The organism is Sulfurimonas iocasae, from assembly GCF_047716755.1.
In the GTDB taxonomy this organism is placed as follows: Bacteria; Campylobacterota; Campylobacteria; order Campylobacterales; family Sulfurimonadaceae; genus Sulfurimonas.
Genome location: NZ_CP180409.1, coordinates 1259469 through 1279315 on the forward strand (window position 1 = coordinate 1259469; position 19847 = coordinate 1279315).

20 protein-coding genes are annotated in these 19847 nt (G+C 32.3%); 15 read left to right on the forward strand and 5 right to left on the reverse strand.

From position 1 onward, the window contains the following. Window positions 1–27 precede the first annotated feature (27 nt). The 7 genes from accD to ACLHDE_RS06400 are packed head-to-tail and all read left to right on the forward strand — an operon-like array spanning window position 28 to window position 5396. Window positions 28–876, forward strand: coding sequence for an acetyl-CoA carboxylase, carboxyltransferase subunit beta (accD, locus tag ACLHDE_RS06370; protein WP_415398366.1), 849 nt, complete (start codon window positions 28–30; stop codon window positions 874–876). After that, on the forward strand, window positions 876–1439 hold the full coding sequence (locus ACLHDE_RS06375) for a thiamine phosphate synthase (protein ID WP_415398367.1): 564 nt from the start codon (window positions 876–878) through the stop codon (window positions 1437–1439). The genes accD and ACLHDE_RS06375 overlap by 1 nt, the downstream gene beginning before the upstream one ends. Continuing rightward, a complete protein-coding gene (locus ACLHDE_RS06380; RefSeq protein ID WP_415398368.1) occupies window positions 1436–1894 on the forward strand; it encodes a 23S rRNA (pseudouridine(1915)-N(3))-methyltransferase RlmH in 459 nt (152 codons plus the stop codon). Before ACLHDE_RS06375 ends, ACLHDE_RS06380 begins: the two co-directional genes overlap by 4 nt. A 9-nt stretch (window positions 1895–1903) precedes the next feature. Beyond that, window positions 1904–2254 (forward strand): RNA polymerase-binding protein DksA, encoded by a 351-nt coding sequence (gene dksA, locus ACLHDE_RS06385; RefSeq protein WP_415398369.1) that lies wholly within the window; start codon window positions 1904–1906, stop codon window positions 2252–2254. A 16-nt stretch (window positions 2255–2270) separates the two neighbouring features. After that, the gene (locus ACLHDE_RS06390; protein ID WP_415398370.1) at window positions 2271–3287 is read left to right on the forward strand and encodes a hypothetical protein; all 1017 of its coding nucleotides are present in this window, start codon (window positions 2271–2273) and stop codon (window positions 3285–3287) included. Continuing rightward, the gene (gene dusB, locus ACLHDE_RS06395; RefSeq protein ID WP_415398371.1) at window positions 3287–4240 is read left to right on the forward strand and encodes a tRNA dihydrouridine synthase DusB; all 954 of its coding nucleotides are present in this window, start codon (window positions 3287–3289) and stop codon (window positions 4238–4240) included. The genes ACLHDE_RS06390 and dusB overlap by 1 nt, the downstream gene beginning before the upstream one ends. 10 nt (window positions 4241–4250) lie before the next feature. Next, window positions 4251–5396 carry a hypothetical protein gene (locus tag ACLHDE_RS06400; RefSeq protein WP_415398372.1) on the forward strand — a complete coding sequence of 382 codons (1146 nt, stop codon included), beginning with the start codon at window positions 4251–4253 and terminating at the stop codon, window positions 5394–5396. Here ACLHDE_RS06400 and ACLHDE_RS06405 read toward each other — a convergent pair. From ACLHDE_RS06405 to ACLHDE_RS06415, 3 genes are all read right to left on the reverse strand, one after another. After that, window positions 5393–6253: a hypothetical protein gene (locus tag ACLHDE_RS06405; RefSeq protein WP_415398373.1), complete on the reverse strand. Its 861-nt coding sequence runs from the start codon at window positions 6251–6253 to the stop codon at window positions 5393–5395. The two genes, ACLHDE_RS06400 and ACLHDE_RS06405, sit on opposite strands and share 4 nt — an antisense overlap. Beyond that, complete coding sequence (fliN, locus tag ACLHDE_RS06410; RefSeq protein ID WP_415398519.1) at window positions 6250–6519, reverse strand: flagellar motor switch protein FliN; 270 nt, start codon at window positions 6517–6519, stop codon at window positions 6250–6252. Before fliN ends, ACLHDE_RS06405 begins: the two co-directional genes overlap by 4 nt. Before the next feature lie 72 nt (window positions 6520–6591). After that, the gene (locus ACLHDE_RS06415; protein WP_415398374.1) at window positions 6592–7014 is read right to left on the reverse strand and encodes a chemotaxis protein CheX; all 423 of its coding nucleotides are present in this window, start codon (window positions 7012–7014) and stop codon (window positions 6592–6594) included. Window positions 7015–7136: 122 nt separating this feature from the next. Between ACLHDE_RS06415 and ACLHDE_RS06420 the strand changes: the two genes are divergently transcribed. Next, the gene (locus tag ACLHDE_RS06420; RefSeq protein ID WP_415398375.1) at window positions 7137–7868 is read left to right on the forward strand and encodes a sulfite exporter TauE/SafE family protein; all 732 of its coding nucleotides are present in this window, start codon (window positions 7137–7139) and stop codon (window positions 7866–7868) included. Window positions 7869–7878: 10 nt separating this feature from the next. Beyond that, the gene (gene uvrA, locus ACLHDE_RS06425; RefSeq protein WP_415398376.1) at window positions 7879–10710 is read left to right on the forward strand and encodes an excinuclease ABC subunit UvrA; all 2832 of its coding nucleotides are present in this window, start codon (window positions 7879–7881) and stop codon (window positions 10708–10710) included. A gap of 10 nt (window positions 10711–10720) precedes the next feature. Here uvrA and ACLHDE_RS06430 read toward each other — a convergent pair whose 3' ends face one another. Together ACLHDE_RS06430 and ACLHDE_RS06435 are read right to left on the reverse strand one after the other, a co-directional pair. Beyond that, window positions 10721–11620, reverse strand: coding sequence for an AEC family transporter (locus ACLHDE_RS06430; protein WP_415398377.1), 900 nt, complete (start codon window positions 11618–11620; stop codon window positions 10721–10723). After that, window positions 11620–11994, reverse strand: a complete 375-nt coding sequence (locus ACLHDE_RS06435; RefSeq protein ID WP_415398378.1) for a winged helix-turn-helix transcriptional regulator — start codon at window positions 11992–11994, stop codon at window positions 11620–11622. Before ACLHDE_RS06435 ends, ACLHDE_RS06430 begins: the two co-directional genes overlap by 1 nt. 130 nt (window positions 11995–12124) lie before the next feature. On the opposite strand from ACLHDE_RS06435, the gene ACLHDE_RS06440 reads away from it, so the two are divergent. The 6 genes from ACLHDE_RS06440 (at window position 12125) to ACLHDE_RS06465 (ending at window position 19801) form a co-directional block, all read left to right on the forward strand. Next, window positions 12125–13270, forward strand: a complete 1146-nt coding sequence (locus ACLHDE_RS06440; protein ID WP_415398379.1) for an iron-containing alcohol dehydrogenase — start codon at window positions 12125–12127, stop codon at window positions 13268–13270. A gap of 11 nt (window positions 13271–13281) precedes the next feature. After that, on the forward strand, window positions 13282–13872 hold the full coding sequence (locus ACLHDE_RS06445; protein ID WP_415398380.1) for an NAD(P)H-dependent oxidoreductase: 591 nt from the start codon (window positions 13282–13284) through the stop codon (window positions 13870–13872). A 14-nt stretch (window positions 13873–13886) separates the two neighbouring features. Then, window positions 13887–14516 (forward strand): NAD(P)H-dependent oxidoreductase, encoded by a 630-nt coding sequence (locus tag ACLHDE_RS06450; protein ID WP_415398381.1) that lies wholly within the window; start codon window positions 13887–13889, stop codon window positions 14514–14516. 126 nt (window positions 14517–14642) lie between these two features. Beyond that, window positions 14643–15689 carry an HD domain-containing phosphohydrolase gene (locus ACLHDE_RS06455; RefSeq protein WP_415398382.1) on the forward strand — a complete coding sequence of 349 codons (1047 nt, stop codon included), beginning with the start codon at window positions 14643–14645 and terminating at the stop codon, window positions 15687–15689. A 1-nt stretch (window position 15690) separates the two neighbouring features. Continuing rightward, entirely contained in the window at window positions 15691–18834 is a 3144-nt protein-coding gene (locus ACLHDE_RS06460; protein ID WP_415398383.1) for a transporter substrate-binding domain-containing protein, read from the forward strand. 49 nt (window positions 18835–18883) lie between these two features. Continuing rightward, a complete protein-coding gene (locus ACLHDE_RS06465; RefSeq protein ID WP_415398384.1) occupies window positions 18884–19801 on the forward strand; it encodes a manganese-dependent inorganic pyrophosphatase in 918 nt (305 codons plus the stop codon). The last annotated feature ends 46 nt before the right edge of the window (window positions 19802–19847 follow it).

Sequence of the window (19847 nt, forward strand, 5' to 3'; positions counted from 1 at the left end):
ATAATTTTTATATAATAAGGATATTCTTTGAACCTCTTAAGCATTTTTTCTTTTAGCTCTGACAAAAAACAAGTAACTAAAAACGAATCTTCTTCTCACTGGGTGAAGTGTAAATCATGTCACTCTCTTATGTATTACAAGGAAGTTGAAAATCAAAACTACGTTTGTCCAAAATGTGGATTTCACCTTCGTATAGGTGTAAAAGAGAGAATCAAGCTCCTAGAAGATGAAGGTACATTTGTTGAATATGATGGAAATCTTCATCCTGTTGATCCTCTGAAATTTGTAGATTCTAAAACATATATAAAAAGAATCGAAGAAGGTTTTGCTAAAACTGGAAGAAAATCATCGGTAGTTAGCGGTGAAATTGTTATGAATGGCGTATCTGCACAAATTGTAATCTTTGACTTTGGTTTTATGGGTGGATCATTAGGTTCAGTTGAAGGTGAAAAGATTGTTAGAGCGGTAAATCGTGCTATAGAGAAAAAAGAGGGTCTTATAATCTTGAGTGCTAGTGGTGGAGCTAGAATGCAAGAGAGTACATATTCTCTTTTACAAATGAGTAAAACATCAGCTGCTCTTGCAAAATTAGCGAATCACAAACTGCCTTACATATCAGTTCTTACTGATCCTACTATGGGTGGTGTTAGTGCTTCATTTGCAACACTTGGAGACATTATTATAGCTGAGCCTGGTGCTCTTATTGGTTTTGCTGGGCAGAGAGTTATCGAGCAGACTATTGGTTCGGCTCTTCCAGATGGTTTTCAAAGAGCAGAATTTCTACTTGAGAAAGGTTCTGTTGACATGATAGTAAATAGAAACGAACTTAAAAAGACAATTTCAGATATTTTAACACTTCTAAACAAAGCAGCTTAATGCGTCTTTATGCATTATGTGACCAAGAACTTCTCGACAAAAGAGGTATGCCTTTAGAAAAATTTATAGAGATAGCAAAAGCTAATAATGCCGAAATTATTCAGTATAGAAATAAAAATGCTGATATTGCTTTTATAAAACAACAACTTATTTTTATACGTAAAAACTATGATGGTTTTTTAATAGTCAATGATGCATATGAGCTGATAGAGTTTTGTGATGGTGTTCATGTTGGACAAGATGACCTCAAAGCAATTGATGAAGATGTATGTAAAGCGGTAAAAATTCTAAGAAATGTTATAAAAAAAGAGAAACTTTTAGGAATATCAACTCATAACGAAGAAGAAGTTCTCCAAGCTAATGAGATGGATTTAAATTATATAGGTTTAGGAGCATATAGAAATACAACAACAAAAAAAGATATTATAGGTGTTTTAGGCTCAGATTTAGATGCAATAGCTTCAAAATCAAAACATCTTGTAGCGGCAATCGGTGGGGTAATGCTTGATGATGAATTTTCAAATGTAACCTATATAGTTGTTGGTAGTGGATTAATAAAATGAAAATAGATATTGTTTCTATAGCAAAAAAAGAGAGGTCAACTTATGACCCTCTATATAAAGAGCTAACAAAAATGATTTCTCGCTTTGCAAAAGTGGAAGATATTGAAATTTTCTCTAAAGATGTAGCAAAATCACACACTATTTCACCAGAGGCCTCAAAACAAGCATATACACGTGCTTTGGAGCCATACACAAAGAACAGTTTTTGCATAAGTTTGCACCCTGATGGAAAATTAATCGATAGTTTTGAATTTAGTAAGCTTTTAAATGATAAAATGTCCATTAAATTTTTCGTAGGTGGTGCTTACGGTTTTGAAGATAGCTTTTTAAAACAAAGTAATTCTGTAATAAGTTTAGGTAAACTTACTATGAGTCACAAAATAGCAAAAGCAGTTTTGCTAGAACAGATTTATAGAGGTTTTTCCATATTAAGTAACCATCCATATCATAAGTAAGGACAGTCAGTGCAAGATAGTGAATTAAACTACTTTAAAGAGATTTTAGAAAGTAGAAAAGTACAAATAATCAAGAACATTTCAGGTGTCAATGATGAGTTAGATCAGCTTAATTCTTTAGAGTTAAACGATGAGGGTGATCATGCTTCTGTTAATAATAATTCTATGATAGAGAGTGCAATAGTCTTTCAACAAGAAAAAGAACTTGTTGAGATTCATGTCACTTTAGGTAAAATTGCTCATGGTGATTACGGAATATGTGAAATGTGTGAAGACCCAATAGGTTTCCAACGTTTAAAAGTGAAACCTCATGCTATATACTGCATCGACTGTAGAGAAATAGTAGAAAAGTCTAGTTAATTTAAGGAGCAAATTTATGTATATAAAAAGATATACAATAGCGTCACTAATCCTGATTGCTTTAGTGGGATGGTATGTTCAAGCATACGTTTCTCAAGATACAACTGCTATTGAAGTGTTTGGTGTATCATTACCATCGCTTCCTATTGCAATCTGGGTTATTGTTCCTCTTGTGATTTTATACATTTCTAGTGTTTTTCATATGGCATTTTATTCTATGTTATCGAGCTTCAAACTTCGTAAATATGATAAAGACTATGAAAAAGTTATAGATGCCATTGCTGATGCTTATCTGGCAAAAGATGAACGAAAACATATATATAAAACTCCTAGATATCAGCTGCTGGGTTCTATAATAGACAATACAACTCTATTTCCAAATTCTTCTTTAAATATGAGTACTCAGAATGAAAAACTTGATGCTGTTTTAAAAGTTATACAAGACATTAAAAATGGAGAAATTGTAGAGCTTAAAAAGTATGGACTCAAACCTGGAAATGCTTTAGTAATCCAAAACGATAGAAACCGTTACAAAAAAGGTGATATAACTGCTGATAATATTTTAAATCATGTCCAAAATCATGATGATACTTTAGTAAAAGAAGCATATGCTGATTTAGTTAAAACTGCTCCACTAAGTAAAATAGAACAACACAAATCTTTTTTAACCAAAGAGTCTCTGTTTGATATTTTAGCAAGAATTAATGCAGATGAAAATACTTTAGCAATTTCAAACGAAGTTTTAATCTCTTTTATTAAAGTTTTAGATTTAGATGCAAAAGATCTTATTAAAATCTCAAGTACTCTTTCAACTACTATGATTCCAGAACAGAGAATGAAACTTTTTGAGATACTAAGTGAAACTAGAGAAGATGCAATTGAAGCTCGAATGTTTACACTTTTTGATTTAGAAATGCTGGCTCCGGCTAATGATCTGTTGCAAAACACACAAGATGATGAGTACTTAAACTTTAAGGCTTATAGTGCACTAAAAGAGTGTGGTAAAAACTTCAATATCAACTTGTTTATTTAATGATTGATAAACTCTCTTTTGACAAACCAATTTATGTATTAGCTCCACTTGCAGGTTTTACTGACCTGCCTTTTAGGAGTGTAGTTAAAAAATTTGGAGCTGATCTTACAGTAAGTGAGATGCTAAGCTCAAATGCTCTCGCTCACGGCTCTGAAAAAACTCTCCATATGCTACAAAAAGCACCAATAGAAGACCCTTACTCTGTGCAAATATCTGGTTCACAGAGTGATATGGTAAGACGCGCCGTTGAAGTTCTTAATGAATATAACGGCATAGATATTCTTGACTTAAACTGTGGGTGTCCGGTTCCAAAAGTTGTTGGACATGGAAGTGGAAGTTCTCTACTATTAAACCTTCCTCTTATGGGTGATATTATTAAAACGATAAAAGAGACTTCAAATAAAAGCCTTACCAGTGTAAAGATTAGACTTGGATTCGAAGAGAAAAATCATATAGATATTGCAAAAATGGTTGAAGATAGTGGTGCTGACTTTTTAGCTGTTCACGGTAGAACTCGTGCAGGAAAGTTTAAAGCCGCTGTTGATTATGATGCAATAAAAGAGATAAAAGAGGCTGTATCTATTCCTGTAATAGCAAATGGAGATATAGACTCGTATGAAAAAGCAAAGTGGGTATTAGAGCATACTGGTAGCGATGGTGTAATGATTGGAAGGGGTGCTGTTGGTGCTCCATGGATTTTTCATCAGCTTCGCACTGGTAGTGAAGATATTGACAATAATATTAAGCATGATATAATCATGGAGCACTTTGACAAAATGATAGAGTTTTATGGCTTACATGGTGTGGCTATGTTTAGAAAGCATACACATACATACTCTAAAGGTTACAAAGGTGCCTCAGCACTTAGAAACAGCGTAAACCATATCTCTGATATTGGTGAGTATCGCGCTGTAATAGATGACTTCTTTAAAAATAGTGAGCAGGTGACTTAATGGCTAATACATGCTAGAAATCAGTAAATCAATCCAAACTTTAGATGATAGTGACATAGGTGATAATATTTTTCACTATGAGTATAATGTTAAGCATTTACTCTCTCTAATAAAAAAAGGTATAGATGAAGAGGACACTCTTTTTCTAAGCTCATATCGCTCTTTTGAGGGTGAAGTATATGAGAATTTCATATATGAAAAACTTTTAAGATATGCCGAAGAAAATGACAATATAGAGAAGTTTATTCTCAAAGGTTTTCATCAAGGCAGACAAAAGGCACATGCAAATACACTTTCTATAAGTGAAAAACAGCAAATAGTATATAGAACAAAAAGTAGAGAGATTAGCGAGTTTGATGCGATGCTAGTCACTAAAGATAAAGAACTTTATTTTGTTGAGATGACTCTTGTAAAATCTGTTTTGAAACTTAGAAAGAGGCTTAGGAAGAAAAAAGCACTTCTTGAGACCATCTTTCCAGACTACGAAATAAAAGCACTTATTATATTAAATGAGGGTGCTACTGGAACAAGACAGTTCCCAGATTATTGTAAAGTATGGTTTACAAAAGAGTTTTCTGCGCAAAATGTTTTAGATTATATAAAAAATCCAGACACAAAAGAGTTAGAGCCTATATCAAAAGTTGAATCTCAAGAAATGGTTGAAGCACATTCATTTAAACTTTACCAATTCAGATATTACAACACAATGTCGTGGATCACAAAAACTATTAGGTCTCATAAAAAACATATAATAGATATGGGCTTTTTAATGAAAGATACAATTCAGAGATACCATGACTTATATAATAAATTTTATATTGGTTATCTCAGTATAGAGAATGCAAAAGAACTTCTTGAGCTTAATGAAGAGTATCAAGAGAACCAAAGAGTTGTCGTTGCTATTGAAAAAAAATATAGTGATGAAATAGTTTTAACTTACTATATACAAAAAGGGCGTAAAAACCTATATTTATACTCTTTTGATGATAATGAAAAAATAACTAAAGAGAAAAAAGATCCATATGGAATCACTGTAACCGAAGTTTTTCATATGAATAAAATGATGGATGATAGTTACGAGCTTAATATGGCAAATATTAAGATGATTAAAAAATTACTTAGAGAGAGATTTGAGAGAGATTCAAAGAAGCCTTAGGCTTCGTAAGATATAGAAGCTGCTCTCTCTTTATATGCCTGTAGAGGCTCTTTTTTTTCATCTTTTAAGGATAAAAATTCATCTAATTCTTGATGTCTACTTTGTAAAATACTCTCAAAATCTTCCTGCGTCACAGGCTTATTGTCTGTAAACTTATCGAGTAAAATATTACCTGCACCCATTAGTACAAGATAACTCTGTTCACCAAAATCAAGCATAACAACACTATTTGTATTATCTATACTCTTTTGAAATCTAATAGATACGTTATTTTCCATTAAAGAATCAGTTGTCTGATTATCTTTAAACAACCAAGATTTTTTTTCTTCTTGTTTATTTTTTGGAACAGCTTTTCTTTTGATAATAAGTAAAAGAATTATTCCAACGATTAGTATAACAACTACGATATAGTAACTTTGAGTCATCTCTCCATCTTTTTTTGTAGGCAGAGATGCAAGTATATTGTTATTTTGAGATACGGGCTCTTTTACTTGTTCTGGAGCTTTTAAGCTAAATCTAAGTCTTAGTCCATAAGCATCAGATGTTTTAGATGCTTTTAGTGTTACAGAATCTGAAACAGATGCAACTATCTGAGCATATCCAGACATTGGAGTTATGCTAAGAGAGTGTAAATATTTAGAAGATAATTTTTTTAATTTTGTAGACTCTATTTTAGCATCTGTAAGTTTGATGACAATTTTTGATTGTGAGATGCTTTGTTTTATGATTCCTTCATAAGGAGTGTCAAAAGTAATCATAACATCTGCTCTATCTGTTCTGTCATAAATATTGTAACTTAGAATTTTCGAGGCATTAAGGGCTAGAGGAAGAAGAAAAATAAGTAAAAGTCTAATCATAGTCTCTCTTTTGAAAGATGGTATAAAACAGCACTGGAGTCTAGTACCTCATTGATACGAATAGCAAGATTTTTCTCATAAACCATAACTTCACCTTTGCCTAGTATACGACCATTTACATAAGATTCAACACTCTCACCCGCAGGCTTTTTAAGGTCTATTATAGAGCCTTTTTCTAGTTTTAATATATCAGCTATAGTTAACTCTGTCTCGCCAAGATCAGATACAAATTCTACTTCCATATCCAAAAGACCACTATAGTTCATCCATGATAATTCTTTATCTTCATTAAATGGGATATCTTTTTCCCCGTAGCTATGCTTTCTATTTTTAGCCAATTACAGTTCCTTAATCGCTATTATCATTTCATCATTTTCAATTTTAACAATTTTTGCTTCATCATATGCAAAATCAAAGTTATCTATTTTTTCAAAGTGAGGTGTGTCGATAGTATATGGGTTTTCATCGGCTTCTTCAGCAATTACTTTAGCACTTCCAACAATTAAGTTAGCAGTTTCTAGTGTCATATCTATTAAAGTCTCCTCATCACTCTCATCTTCTTCTAGAAAAAGTTTTGAAATTCTCTGCATAAAATTTTTATCAGAAGCTATATAAATTCTATGTTTTTTATCGTCTTGAGCAGATATGTCAATATAAGCAATTAATGTTATCTTTTCATTGATGCCATCACTGATGACATGTGGCTCACGGATTTGATGTATACAAAAATTTTCTGAGGCTTGAATTATAGTTTTTAACATTTTTACCCTTTATTGGCTTGATTATACTTCATTCAATCTCAAAGTAAAATTAAAGTATGAATAATAAATCAACTATAAAGCCTAGTCGGAGTACAATTCGCTAAAAGTTTTAATGGTTGTTAATGATTGAATTGATATTTCTTGGTGTTATTGTTGGAATTGTTTCAGGTTTTTTTGGCATTGGTGGTGGAACAATTTTAGTTCCACTTCTTTTATTACTTGGGTATGAGACAAAAATAGCAATTGGAATCGCCGTTGTGCAAATGGTTTTTAGTTCTGTATTTGGAAGTTATATAAATAATAAAAAAGGCACACTTGACGTTGCAATGATAGGCACCATAGGTATTGGCGGTTTTATCGGAGCACTTCTTAGCGGAAATATTACATCTAGTTTTAGTGATGAAATGTTAGAGATGATATTTTTAGCTTTTGCAATTTTTGCACTTACTAGACTTTTTTTTAAAACAAAACAAGAAAAAGCTCAAAGAGATGTAAACAAAGTTGTACTATTTATTATAGGTTTTTTATTAGGTGCTATAAGTATGACTATTGGTGTTGGAGGAAGCATAATCCTCGTTCCTATTTTAGTTGGTTTTTTACATGTGCCATTAAAAAAAGCTATTTCAGCAGGTCTGTTTTTTGTAGTTTTCTCATCTATAGCAGGTTTTATTTCTCATGCAAGATTAGGTCATGTTGATTTTGAGAGTGGAGTTGTTATTGGTTTGGCATCTCTGTTTGGGGTGTACTTTGGCATCTATTTAAAAGAGAAGGTAGATACAACTTTGCAAAAAAGACTATTAGTTATTTTTTACTTTTTAGTAGTGCTGTATCTAGTTCAAAGAATATTTATTTAAAAGGTTTTATGTGAAGAAAAAAGATGTAATAACAATAACAGGCGCAAGAGAAAATAATTTAAAAAATATAAATTTAACAATTCCAAAAAATGAATTGGTTGTGATGACAGGTATTAGTGGAAGTGGTAAATCAACACTGGCATTTGATACGCTATATGCAGAAGGGCAAAGACGTTACATGGAGTCTTTGTCATCTTATGCAAGACAGTTTCTTGATCGTGTTGGAAAGCCTGATGTGGATAAAATAGAGGGACTTACTCCTGCTATTGCAATTGATCAAAAAACAACTTCTAAAAATCCGCGTTCAACTGTTGGAACTATTACAGAGATATATGACTACTTTAGACTTTTATATGCTCGTGTCGGTGTTCAACACTGTCACAAATGTAAAAAAGTCATCTCGCAAATGTCAGCTTCAGATATTATTGGTGAAGTTGCTAAACTTCCAGAGGGTGCTAAACTTGTACTTTTAGCACCTCTAGTTCGTGAAAAGAAAGGTTCTTATGCTGATATGCTAGAGTCTCTTGTTCACAAAGGTTATGTAAGAGCTATGATTGACGGTGTTATGGTTAGACTTGATGAAGAGATAGAGCTAAGCAAGACTAAAAAACATACAATCAAGGTTGTTATAGACAGAGTTGTTGTTAAGCCGGAAAACAAAGAGCGTATTGCAGCTGATGTTGAAAAAGCTCTTAAAGAGAGTTATGGCGAATTAGAGATAGATATCTTAAATCATAAAGAACTGGACTTAAGTGTATCTCAAATGCATTATAGTGAGCATAACGCCTGTTTTGACTGTAAGATAAGCTTTGACCCGCTTGAGCCTCTTTCTTTCTCATTTAACTCTCCTAAGGGTGCTTGTAGTGAGTGTGATGGTCTAGGTCTAAGATATGCACTTGACCAAGATAAAATAATAGATATTGATTTGTCGGTGGAAAAGGGCGCTGTTAAGATTGTTTATGGTTTTAACAAGGGTTATTATTTTACTTTTTTAAAGGGTTTTTGTGCTGACAATGACATTGACATCACAATTCCTTACTCAGAACTTCCAGAGCATCAGAAAAAGGCTATTTTACACGGTGGTATAGAAGAGGTAAGTTTTCTTTGGAAAAATCATGAAGTAAAAAGAATGTGGCCAGGAATAATTAAAATAGCCTATGATATGTTTAAAGATGAAAAAGAGTTAGCTGACTATATGAGTGAAAAAATATGTAATGTATGTAATTCAAACAGACTAAAACTAGAATCTTTAGCAGTTAGAGTAGGTAAAAAAGGTATAGCCGAACTTTTAGAGATGCCAATAGGAAAAACTTACGAGTGGTTTGCAAAAGAGGATAATTTTTCATATCTTGATGCACAAGATACTCAGGTGGCACAGCCTATCTTAAATGAGATACGAGAGAGACTCTACTTCTTGTTTGATGTTGGACTCGGTTACATTACACTTGGAAGAGATGCGAGAAGCATCAGTGGTGGTGAAGCTCAGAGAATTCGCATTGCATCTCAAATCGGTAGTGGTTTAACAGGTGTTTTGTATGTTCTTGATGAGCCAAGTATCGGTCTTCATGAAAGGGATACTAAAAAGCTTATTCGCACGCTTAGAAGTCTTCAAGAAAAAGGCAACAGCGTTATCGTTGTTGAGCATGACAAAGAGACTATAGAAAATGCTGACTTTATAGTAGATATTGGTCCTAGTGCGGGTAAGTTTGGTGGTGATGTTATTTTTAGCGGAACACTAGATAAGCTAAAAAAAGCTAAAACTTTGACTTCTGATTATTTATATGGAAGAAAGAAGATAGAGTATTTTTACAGACGTTCTCAAGAAAAATATATAGAGATTAAGAATGTAACTATAAACAATATAGAAAAGTTAAGTGCAAAAATCCCACTAAATAATTTTGTGTGTATTACAGGGGTAAGTGGAAGCGGAAAGAGTTCTTTGATGCTCCAAACGCTACTACCTACTGCAAGAGAGTTATTAAACCATGCAAGAAAAGTAAATAAAGTTGCAGGTGTTGAGATTACAGGACTGGAGCACGTTGATAAAGTTATCTATCTTGACCAAAGTCCCATAGGTAGAACTCCTCGTTCAAACCCTGCTACATATACCGGAGTAATGGATGAGATACGAAATCTTTTCTCTCAAACCAAAGAGTCCCAGATTCGCGGATACACTACTTCAAGATTTAGCTTTAATGTTAAAGGTGGTAGATGTGAGAAGTGTCAGGGTGAGGGTGAAATCAAGATAGAGATGCACTTCTTGCCAGATATCATGGTTAAATGTGATACTTGTCTTGGAACTAGATATAACCAGCAGACTTTAGAAGTTTTTTACAAAGGTAAAACTATCTCTGATGTTCTTAATATGAGTGTAGATGAAGCATTTGATTTTTTTAAACCAATTCCAAAGATACATCAAAAAATGAAAACACTTGTTGATGTAGGTCTTGGTTATATTGCTCTTGGTCAAAATGCTGTAACACTCTCCGGTGGTGAGGCTCAAAGAATTAAGTTGAGTAAAGAGTTAAGCCGTAAAGATACAGGAAAGACTCTTTATATACTAGATGAACCTACAACTGGACTTCACTTTGCTGATGTTGACAGACTGACAAAAGTTTTGCATCACTTTGTAGAACTTGGAAACTCTGTGCTTATTATAGAACATAACTTAGATATGATTAAAAATGCTGACTGGGTTATAGATATGGGTCCAGAAGGTGGTTCAGGCGGTGGTTTGATTATCGCTGAGGGCTCACCTGAAGACTTGGCTATCTCTCATAAAGACAATGGCAGTTACACAGGTGCATATTTAGAAAAAGAGCTAGCCCTACATAAAAAATAATAGCCTTTTTTTAGGTTATTATTTTAAATAAAATCCAAGTTGTTAAGAACGAAAGAAGAACGCCATACCCAACTATTGCAGAGCTTAGCCTTGGAGCTAACCCTGCCATAGAAGCTACTGCTCCTGCCGTAATCATAGGTCCCATTCCTGCTTCCATAATAGAGACTAAAGCAGCTTTACTCTCCCATGAAAAAATCATAGATATTATTATAGCAATAATCGGAGATAAAATTAGTTTTACACCAAGTGCACTAAAAAAAGGTCTTAAATCTTCTTTTGGAAGTTTAAATCTTAACTGCAAGCCTACCGCAACAAGTGCCAAAGGAACTATGGTACTTGCAAATGACGATAAAACACTTATTACTAGGGGGTGAAATGTAGTTCCTATAAAAAATAGTGCTATTAACAGCGATAAAAAAGGTGGAAAAGTAAGGATTTTAAAAGCTATAGCTTTAATATTAACATTCTCTGTACTAGAGTAATATACTGAAATAAATGTACCATAAGTAGATAGCATTATAAAAGAGCCTAGTTGATCATACATTAAAATATAAGGTAATGCTGAGTTTCCAAAGTAAGCCTGAATAACTGGAATACCGACAAATGTAGTGTTTCCTAAAACCCCCACAAGCATTAAAGCTCCGGTAATATTTTTAGAAAATTTCAATATCTTAGATATGTAAAATATTACGATAGCACTCACCCCCATAACTATCCACGCAATGATAATTGGTATAAGAACTTCAAAAGAAAAGCTAAGCTTTGGTATCTGCAAGAGAGCCATTGCCGGTAGTGAGATGTACAAGATAAATTGATTTAATATAATAGGAGTATCTTTAGGGAAGATATCTCGTTTGTTAATGATGTAGCCGATAAATATAGCTACAAATATAAGAGCAAAATTTTCCATTATTTTTTAAATAGTTTTACTTCACATGTATTGATATCAGAAATAGTTCCGAATTCTTCTACGTAGTCTATACCCCAGTTAAACATATTTTCCAATACTGGTCTAAGCTTTTTGCCAATGGGCGTCAATGAATATACAACTTTTGGTGGAACTACAGCAAAAACTTCTCTATGGATAATATTTTTACTCTCTAGTTCTTTTAGTTTGACCGTTAAAGTCTTTTGAGTTATCTCAGATATTTCTTCGTGTAGGTCTTTAAATCTTTTATCATTTTCAAGCAGATGCCAAATAATGCTCATCTTCCATTTATCGTTAAAAATATCCAATGTTACTCCTACGGAGCATTTAAACTCTTTGTCATTTACATAGTACATAATATTCCTTGTGGTGTAATTATATCACAAAGTAAATTTAACTCCCTTACTTACCTAAAGTATCGTAAGGGAGTTTTAAGTTCATAAGATATATAATTTTTAAAAGTTAATAAAAAAAGGACACCGTAAAATGAATGATTTTATGTATTACAATCCTACTAAAATAGAATTTGGTAGAGCAAAAGAAAATAATATTGGTAAGTATATAAAAGAAGCAAATATTAAGAGTGTTTTACTTGTATATGGAACAGGCAGTATAAAGAAAAATGGACTATATAAAGTAATAATTGAATCTTTAAACAAGTATGGCATCTCTTATGAAGAGTTAGACGGTGTTGTTAGTAATCCTCTCTTAAGTAGAGTAAAAGATGGTATTAAAATAGTAAAAGAGAAAAAACTTCAGGCTGTTCTTGGTGTTGGTGGTGGTTCTGTTGTAGACTCTGCTAAAGCTATAGCTGTCGGTGCAAAATATGATGGTGATGTTTGGGACTTTTTTATAAATAAAGCTCAAATAAGTGAGGCTATTCCTGTGTTTACTGTAATGACATTAGCTGCAACAGCTAGTGAGATGAATGGTAATTCTGTTATTATGAATGATGAGACTTCTCAGAAATACTCTATATCTTCTGTAGTTGTTAATCCTGTTGTTTCAGTGGTAAATCCAGAGCTAATGGCTAGTGTATCAAAGGACTACTTGGCTTATTCAGCAGTTGATATTATCGCTCACTCTATTGAAGTCTATTTTACAGCTACCCTACATCCAAACTTTAGTTCTAGAATAGTTGAATCAATTATAAAGACAGTTATGGAGACTACAGAAGTCTTAATAAAAAATCCAGATGATTACGATGCAAGAGCTGAGTTTGCTTGGGTAGCTATTCAGGCTCTTAATGGACTTACACCTGCGGGAACAGAAGGTGGAAATTTTCCAAATCATATGATTGAACACTCCCTTTCTGCTATATATAATGTAGCTCATGGTGCTGGTCTTGGAGTTGTTATTCCTGCTTGGATGAAGTGGTACGAAAGTAAAAATCCTACGCAGTTTAAAAGATTTGCTAAAGAGATTTTTAATGAAGATGATTCTAGCAAGGGCATAAAAAAACTTGAAGAGTGGTTTGTTAAAATAGGAGCACCAACAACACTTGAAGCTGCAGGTATTCCTAGAAATGGCATCCAAGAGTTAGCAATCAATGCAAATGAGTTGGCATCTTTGTGGGGAATAGACGATATTTATACTACTAATGTTATTGTTGAAATTTTAGAAAAAGCTTAAAGGAAAGTGTAATGAAAAATGTTTTAATCATAAATGGACATCAAAGATATGATGAAGTAGCAGAAGGTAATCTTACAAGGATGTATATAAACTCTGCATCTGAATTTTTTAATAATAATGGCTTCAACGTAAAGCATAGTGTAGTTGAGAGTAACTATGATGTTAAAGAAGAAGTGCAAAAGTTTGCTTGGGCTGATTATATACTCTTTCAATATCCTATTTATTGGATGGGTGTCCCTTGGATAACAAAAAAATATATTGATGAAATATTTTCTACTGGTGTAAATAGCGTCACATATATTAATGATGGAAGAAGCAGAGAAGATGCGTCTAAACGCTATGGTAGCGGTGGTTTAATGCAGGATAAAAAATATATGCTTTCACTTACATACAACTGTCCAACTAGTGAGTTTTCTTCTAATGATGGTTTTTTTGATGGACTCTCTTTAGATGAAGCTAATATAGCTACTCATAAAACATTTCAGTTTTGTGGTGCAGAGCCTTTAGAGACTTATTCGGTGCATGATATATTTAAAGGTGATTTGGATATTGATAGTGAGCTAAAAAAGTTTACAAAAGTGTTAGAGAAAAATTTTATATAAAACAGGAAAAGATTATGGAAAAAACATTTGAAGAGTCATTGGGATTTAGACACGCATGTAAAGTATTTGATGAGAGTAAAAAGATATCTGATGAAGATATAAAGTTTATTCTGGATGCAGGAAGAAGATCTCCTTCATCGTTCGGTATGGAAGCTTGGAAATTTTTAGTTATTACAAATGAAGATTTAAAAGCTAAGCTAAGACCTGCATGCTGGAATCAGGCACAAATTACTACCTGTTCACATTTAGTAATTATATTAGCTGGAATTGAGTCAGTAAAGCCAGAATCAGGAATTCCCGAGAAAAGATTTGCTAGACGTGATATGTCTCAAGAGAATTTGGACTTCTATCTAAAACTATATGCAGAACATCTGGCAGATACTCTAAGTAGTGACGAGAACATATATGCATGGACAGCTAAACAGACTGCATTCGCTGGTGCAAATATGATGAGTGCAGCAGCTATTAGAGGAATAGACTCATGTCCCATAGAAGGTTTTGATAGAAATCAGGTTGAAGAGATTTTAAACATAGATAAGAGTAAGTTTAGACTATCTATGGCTATTCCCTTTGGATACAGAATAAATGAACAATCAGAGCAACAAAGATTAGATTTTGATGAAGTGATTGAGTTCATTAATTAAACTAGACAATAATGAACATGTTGCAGAAGTTAATAGAGTTGTAAAATAAATAATATATATTGATTTGAATTATTTTTGTTGAAAAATATTTAATATGATATAATTAATCCACTTAAGGATATATGGATGGATTTATCATACAATATTTTGATAGTTGATGATGTTAGTGACAATATAAAAGTTGCTATGAATATATTAAAAGAAAACAACTATAATTTCTCATTTGCAGTAAATGGAACACAAGCTCTTGAAATAGTTAAGACTAAAGACTTTGACCTTATACTGCTAGATATAATGATGCCTGATATTAATGGATTTGATGTCATTAAAACTCTTAAAAATGATTTTATTACTAAAAAAATTCCTATTATTTTTTTAACAGCAAAAGCAGATATAGACTCTATTACAAATGGTTTTGAACTTGGTGCAGTTGACTACATTACAAAACCTTTTCATCCATCAGAACTAATTTCTAGAGTATCTACACATCTAGAACTATATAGAGCAAAAAAAATACTTGAGCAGAATAATCTTAATCTGAATGTAAAGATAAAACATAATGAAAATAGACTTCTTACAGAGCTAGAAGAAACACAAAGAGATATTATTTATATGCTTACAGAACTTATGGAATCTTCCATAGATGAAACTGGAGAACATACTAAAAGGGTAGTTGATATTTCAGAGTTATTAGCAAAACTTCATAAATCTATAAATAATGATGAAGCCCTTATACTAAAACATGCTTCTGCCCTTCATGATATTGGCAAAATAACAATAGATCAAAATATTTTAAATAAACCTGGAAAATTAAGTGAAGAAGAATTTTCTATGATAAAAGAACATACAATAAATGCACATGCTATATTGAAAAATTCTAAGAGAAAACTTATCCAAGCTAGTGATATTATTGCTTATCAACATCATGAAAAGTACAATGGTAAAGGTTATCCTCAAGGTCTTAAAGGGGAAGAAATTCATATCTATGGTCGTATAGTAGCTCTTGCAGATGTTTTAGATGCACTAACACATAAAAGAGTTTATAAGGACTCATGGAGTTTTGATAAGGCTGCTAAATATATTATAGAGCATAAAGGTACACAGTTTGACCCATACCTAGTTGAGCTTTTTGAAAATAATATAGACGACTTTAAAAATATTCTAGAAGACTAAAATGAAACTTTTTTTAGTATACTTATCCTCTTTTATTTTATTTGTAACTTCATTACTTTCATCAGAATTAAACCTATCAAAAAATGAGATTAAGTGGATAAAAAATAACCCAGTAGTAAAGTTTGGTGCTGATAAAGAGTGGCCGCCTTTTGATTTTCTTGACAAAAATGGGAATTATGCAGGTCTTTCCTCTGAATATATCAAAATCATTGAGAAAAAAAGTGGTTTGAAAATTAAAGTTTATCCAGTTGTATGGTCAGAAGCTCTTAAAGCGGCTAAGAGTAAAGAATATGATGGTCTTACTTGTGCTGTTGAAACTGAAGATAGAAAAAAATATTTAAGATTTTCAGATTCTTACTTAAATGTTCCAATGGTAATTATAAGCAAATTTAAAAATAGTGATATTCAATCTATGGAAGATCTTGTTGGTAAAAGTGTTTCTCTCAATAAAGATTCATATGTACATGAATGGCTAAAGTCCAATTATCCAAAAATAAAGTTGCATCTGACAAAGTCAAATGTAGAATCATTGGAAGCAGTTTCAGTTGGTGAAGCTGACGCATATATTGGGAATTTAGCAGTATCAACATATATTATAAATAAGTATCTAATTAACAATTTAAAGGTAATTAGCAAAGTAAAAGGCTTTAATACCTCTATTGGTATTGCGATAGATAAAGATAATGATATTCTCTTTAGTATTATTCAAAAGAGTTTAAAAAGTATTACTTCACAAGAAGCCCAAAATATAAAGAGCAGATGGAGAAAAGTATTTAGTTTTGAAGAAAAAAATTCAGAGTTAAGATTTTCTAAAAAACAGCAAAAGTGGATAGATGAGCATCCTGTTATAAGATTTGTTATAGATAATCATTGGGAACCTATAGAGTTTTTTTCAAAAGATGAAAGAAAACATAGTGGTGTATCAAGCAGCTACTTAGATCTTTTAAGTAAAAAAACAGGTATAAAGTTTGAACTTATAAAGACTAAAACATGGAATGAAAGTGTAAATCTTATCAATAAACGCAAAGCAGATCTTTATGCCTGTGTGGCTAAAACAAGTGATAGAGAAAAAGTAGTCAACTTTTCTGTCCCATATCTCTCAATGCCACAAGTTTTTGTTACAAAGCACAATGTAAGCTACATTGAAAATATAGAGAGATTATATGCAAAGAAAGTAGTTTTAGTAGAGGGTTATTATATGGCGGATTTAATAAAAAAAGAACATCCTCAGATAGATATATTACTTGTTGAAGATATCAGCCAAGCTCTTAATGCTGTGACACAAAATAAAGCATATGCTTATATGGATATATTGCCAATAGTGAGTACTTATATACAAAAGAGGGGGTATTCGAATCTAAAGATATCAGGGATTACAACCTACAAGTCTAAGTTTAGTATGGCCATTAGAAATGATTGGAATGCTACAGGAGTAGAGGTTATAAACAAGGTATTAAGCTCTATAACAGAAGAAGAAAAAAATAATATTTACAACAAATGGATAGATGTTAAATATGATCAAGAGATAGACTACACAATAGTGTGGCAAATAGTTGTAGTCTTTTTGATATTTATATTTGGAACGCTATACTGGAACAGAAAGCTATCTGTGGAAGTTCAAAAGACAAAGCAGGCTCAAAAAGAGTTGTTTGAGCTTAACAAAAAGCTTGAAGAGGCAAAAGATATAGCAGTAAATGCAAATAAAGCCAAGAGCGACTTTTTGTCAAACATGAGTCATGAGATAAGAACTCCAATGAACGCAATTTTAGGTTTTGCGGAACTTCTTGATAAAAAGATAGAAGATCCAAAGCTTAAATCCTTTGTAAAGACTATCCGCTCATCAGGACAGTTACTGCTCTCTTTAATAAATGATATTCTTAATCTCTCTAAAATTGAATCTGGAAAACTGCTACTTGTAAAAACTAGAGTAAATATAAAAGATCTGTGTGAGGAGACACTTAGTATTTTTAAACTCCAAGCTGATAAAAAAAGTTTAAATCTTGTTTTAGAAGTTGATAATGAGATACCAAAAGCGATACTTATAGATAAGATTAGGCTAAATGAGATACTCATAAACCTTATAGGCAATGCTATAAAATTTACGCAAAAGGGATATGTAAAAGTATCAGTACTAGTTAATAAAGTCTACGATCGTTCCAGCAAGATTGATTTAACTATACGAGTAGAGGATAGTGGCATCGGTATAAGACAATCTGATCAAGATGTTATTTTTAATATATTTGAGCAAACTAACAATCAAGATATAAGTAAATATGGTGGTACAGGACTTGGTCTTGCTATTAGCAAAAAGTTGTCAAGATTGATGGGTGGTTCATTGGCAGTTGAGAGTACACTTGGAAAAGGATCTAGTTTTATTATTGGATTAAAAAATATTGATATTGCGTCTGTAAGTGATGAAGAACTGATTAGAGTGTCTGCTGATGTTCAAGAGAATGTAAAATTTGAAAAATCAGTTCTTTTAGTCGTAGATGATGTCAAAGAGAATAGAGATTTAGTTAAAGAGAGTTTATTCGAGACAGGAGTACAAATCTTAGAAGCTAGTAACGGAGAAGAGGCCATAGAGGTATTTAAGCGTGAAAATATTGATTTGATTTTAATGGACATAAGAATGCCTTTTATGGATGGATATACAGCAACAAAGATGATTAAAGAGTCTAGTTCAGTTCCCATTGTTGCATTAACAGCATCTGTAATGCAAGATGAAGTTAAAAAACTAGAGGGTGGAAGGTTTGACGGATATCTAAGAAAACCGGTTTCAGAAAAAGATTTATTTAAAGAGATATCAAAGTTTTTAGCTTTTAAAAGCACTAGTGCTTCCTCTAAAAAAACCATAGATAATATAAGTGTTTATAATATTGAAAATATAATTAACTTTTTGAATCACGTAGAAAAAAGAATAGAAGCAGAAGGATTATACGTAGCAGCCACCCAAACAAATGATATAAACAAAATAGAAGAGTTTGCTTTAAAGCTAAAAGAAATAGCTTTTGAGTGCAAAATAAACGATATGATAAAATACTCTCAAAAGCTTTTAGAAAAAGTCGACTCATTTGATATAGATGGAATAAGTTTAATATTAGACAAATATGAAATAAAAATTAAAGATTTAAAATCTAAATTATAGTTTTAAAAAGTACAGTATAATTACAAAAAAATTTACAAAGGCCAATAAAATGTCAACATATATTTTTGGACATACAAATCCTGATTCGGATTCTATAGTTGGAGCTATTTCTCTTTCATATCTTAAAAATCAACTAGGCGAAGATTGTATACCGACACGTCAAGGTGAAATATCTCCTGAGACAGAATTTATTTTAAATAAGTTTGGGGCAGAAGTACCTGAACTTAAAACTTCTTATGCTGGAGAGAATGTTTATATCGTTGATTTTTCTGATTTAGCTCAAGCTCCTGTTGATATTATGGATGCCACCATTTTAGGTATCTATGACCACCACAAACTTGGAGACTTGACTACTTCTACTCCATTAGAGTGTTGGATTAGACCTATTGGTTGTTCAAACACAGTTATTAAAGAAGCATATGATTATCATGGTATCAAGATTCCCAAAAATATAGCTGGTATGATGATGTGTGCTATTTTAAGTGATACGGTAATCTTTAAATCTCCTACATGTACCAAAATAGATACCAAGGCAGTTAAAGAACTGGCGATTATCGCTGGAATTCAAGACTATAAAGCACTTGGTATGGAGATGTTCATCGTTAAATCTGCTGTAGAGGGATCAACAGCTCGTGAGTTGACTACTCGTGATTATAAAGAGTTTGCAATGGGTAGTCAAAAGTTAGGTATTGGACAGCTTGAAGTAGTAGATTTAAGTGTATTCGATGAGATGAAAGATGATCTTTTTGCTGATATGAAAAAGTTAAAAGAAGAGGGTGGTTTACACTCTGTAATAATTCTTTTAACAGACATCATGAAAGAGGGTTCACAACTTTTAGTTGTTAGTGATGATGAGAGTAAGATTGAGAGTGCATTTGATTGTAAGTTAGAAAATTCTCAAGTATGGTTAGATGGTGTTCTTAGTCGTAAGAAACAGGTTATTCCTTTTTTACAGCCACAGTTTTAAGTTATATTGTAGAGATTAGGTGAGAGAAACTATAACTTTATCTTCG

Coding starts and splice junctions, on each gene's coding strand:
- ACLHDE_RS06375 (WP_415398367.1), top strand. CDS start 876: ATGCGTCTTTATGCATTATGTGACCAAGAACTTCTCGACAAAAGAGGT.
- ACLHDE_RS06380 (WP_415398368.1), top strand. CDS start 1,436: ATGAAAATAGATATTGTTTCTATAGCAAAAAAAGAGAGGTCAACTTAT.
- ACLHDE_RS06390 (WP_415398370.1), top strand. CDS start 2,271: ATGTATATAAAAAGATATACAATAGCGTCACTAATCCTGATTGCTTTA.
- dusB (WP_415398371.1), top strand. CDS start 3,287: ATGATTGATAAACTCTCTTTTGACAAACCAATTTATGTATTAGCTCCA.
- ACLHDE_RS06400 (WP_415398372.1), top strand. CDS start 4,251: ATGCTAGAAATCAGTAAATCAATCCAAACTTTAGATGATAGTGACATA.
- ACLHDE_RS06405 (WP_415398373.1), bottom strand. CDS start 6,253: ATGATTAGACTTTTACTTATTTTTCTTCTTCCTCTAGCCCTTAATGCC.
- fliN (WP_415398519.1), bottom strand. CDS start 6,519: ATGAACTATAGTGGTCTTTTGGATATGGAAGTAGAATTTGTATCTGAT.
- ACLHDE_RS06415 (WP_415398374.1), bottom strand. CDS start 7,014: ATGTTAAAAACTATAATTCAAGCCTCAGAAAATTTTTGTATACATCAA.
- ACLHDE_RS06420 (WP_415398375.1), top strand. CDS start 7,137: ATGATTGAATTGATATTTCTTGGTGTTATTGTTGGAATTGTTTCAGGT.
- ACLHDE_RS06430 (WP_415398377.1), bottom strand. CDS start 11,620: ATGGAAAATTTTGCTCTTATATTTGTAGCTATATTTATCGGCTACATC.
- ACLHDE_RS06435 (WP_415398378.1), bottom strand. CDS start 11,994: ATGTACTATGTAAATGACAAAGAGTTTAAATGCTCCGTAGGAGTAACA.
- ACLHDE_RS06440 (WP_415398379.1), top strand. CDS start 12,125: ATGAATGATTTTATGTATTACAATCCTACTAAAATAGAATTTGGTAGA.
- ACLHDE_RS06445 (WP_415398380.1), top strand. CDS start 13,282: ATGAAAAATGTTTTAATCATAAATGGACATCAAAGATATGATGAAGTA.
- ACLHDE_RS06450 (WP_415398381.1), top strand. CDS start 13,887: ATGGAAAAAACATTTGAAGAGTCATTGGGATTTAGACACGCATGTAAA.
- ACLHDE_RS06455 (WP_415398382.1), top strand. CDS start 14,643: ATGGATTTATCATACAATATTTTGATAGTTGATGATGTTAGTGACAAT.
- ACLHDE_RS06460 (WP_415398383.1), top strand. CDS start 15,691: ATGAAACTTTTTTTAGTATACTTATCCTCTTTTATTTTATTTGTAACT.
- ACLHDE_RS06465 (WP_415398384.1), top strand. CDS start 18,884: ATGTCAACATATATTTTTGGACATACAAATCCTGATTCGGATTCTATA.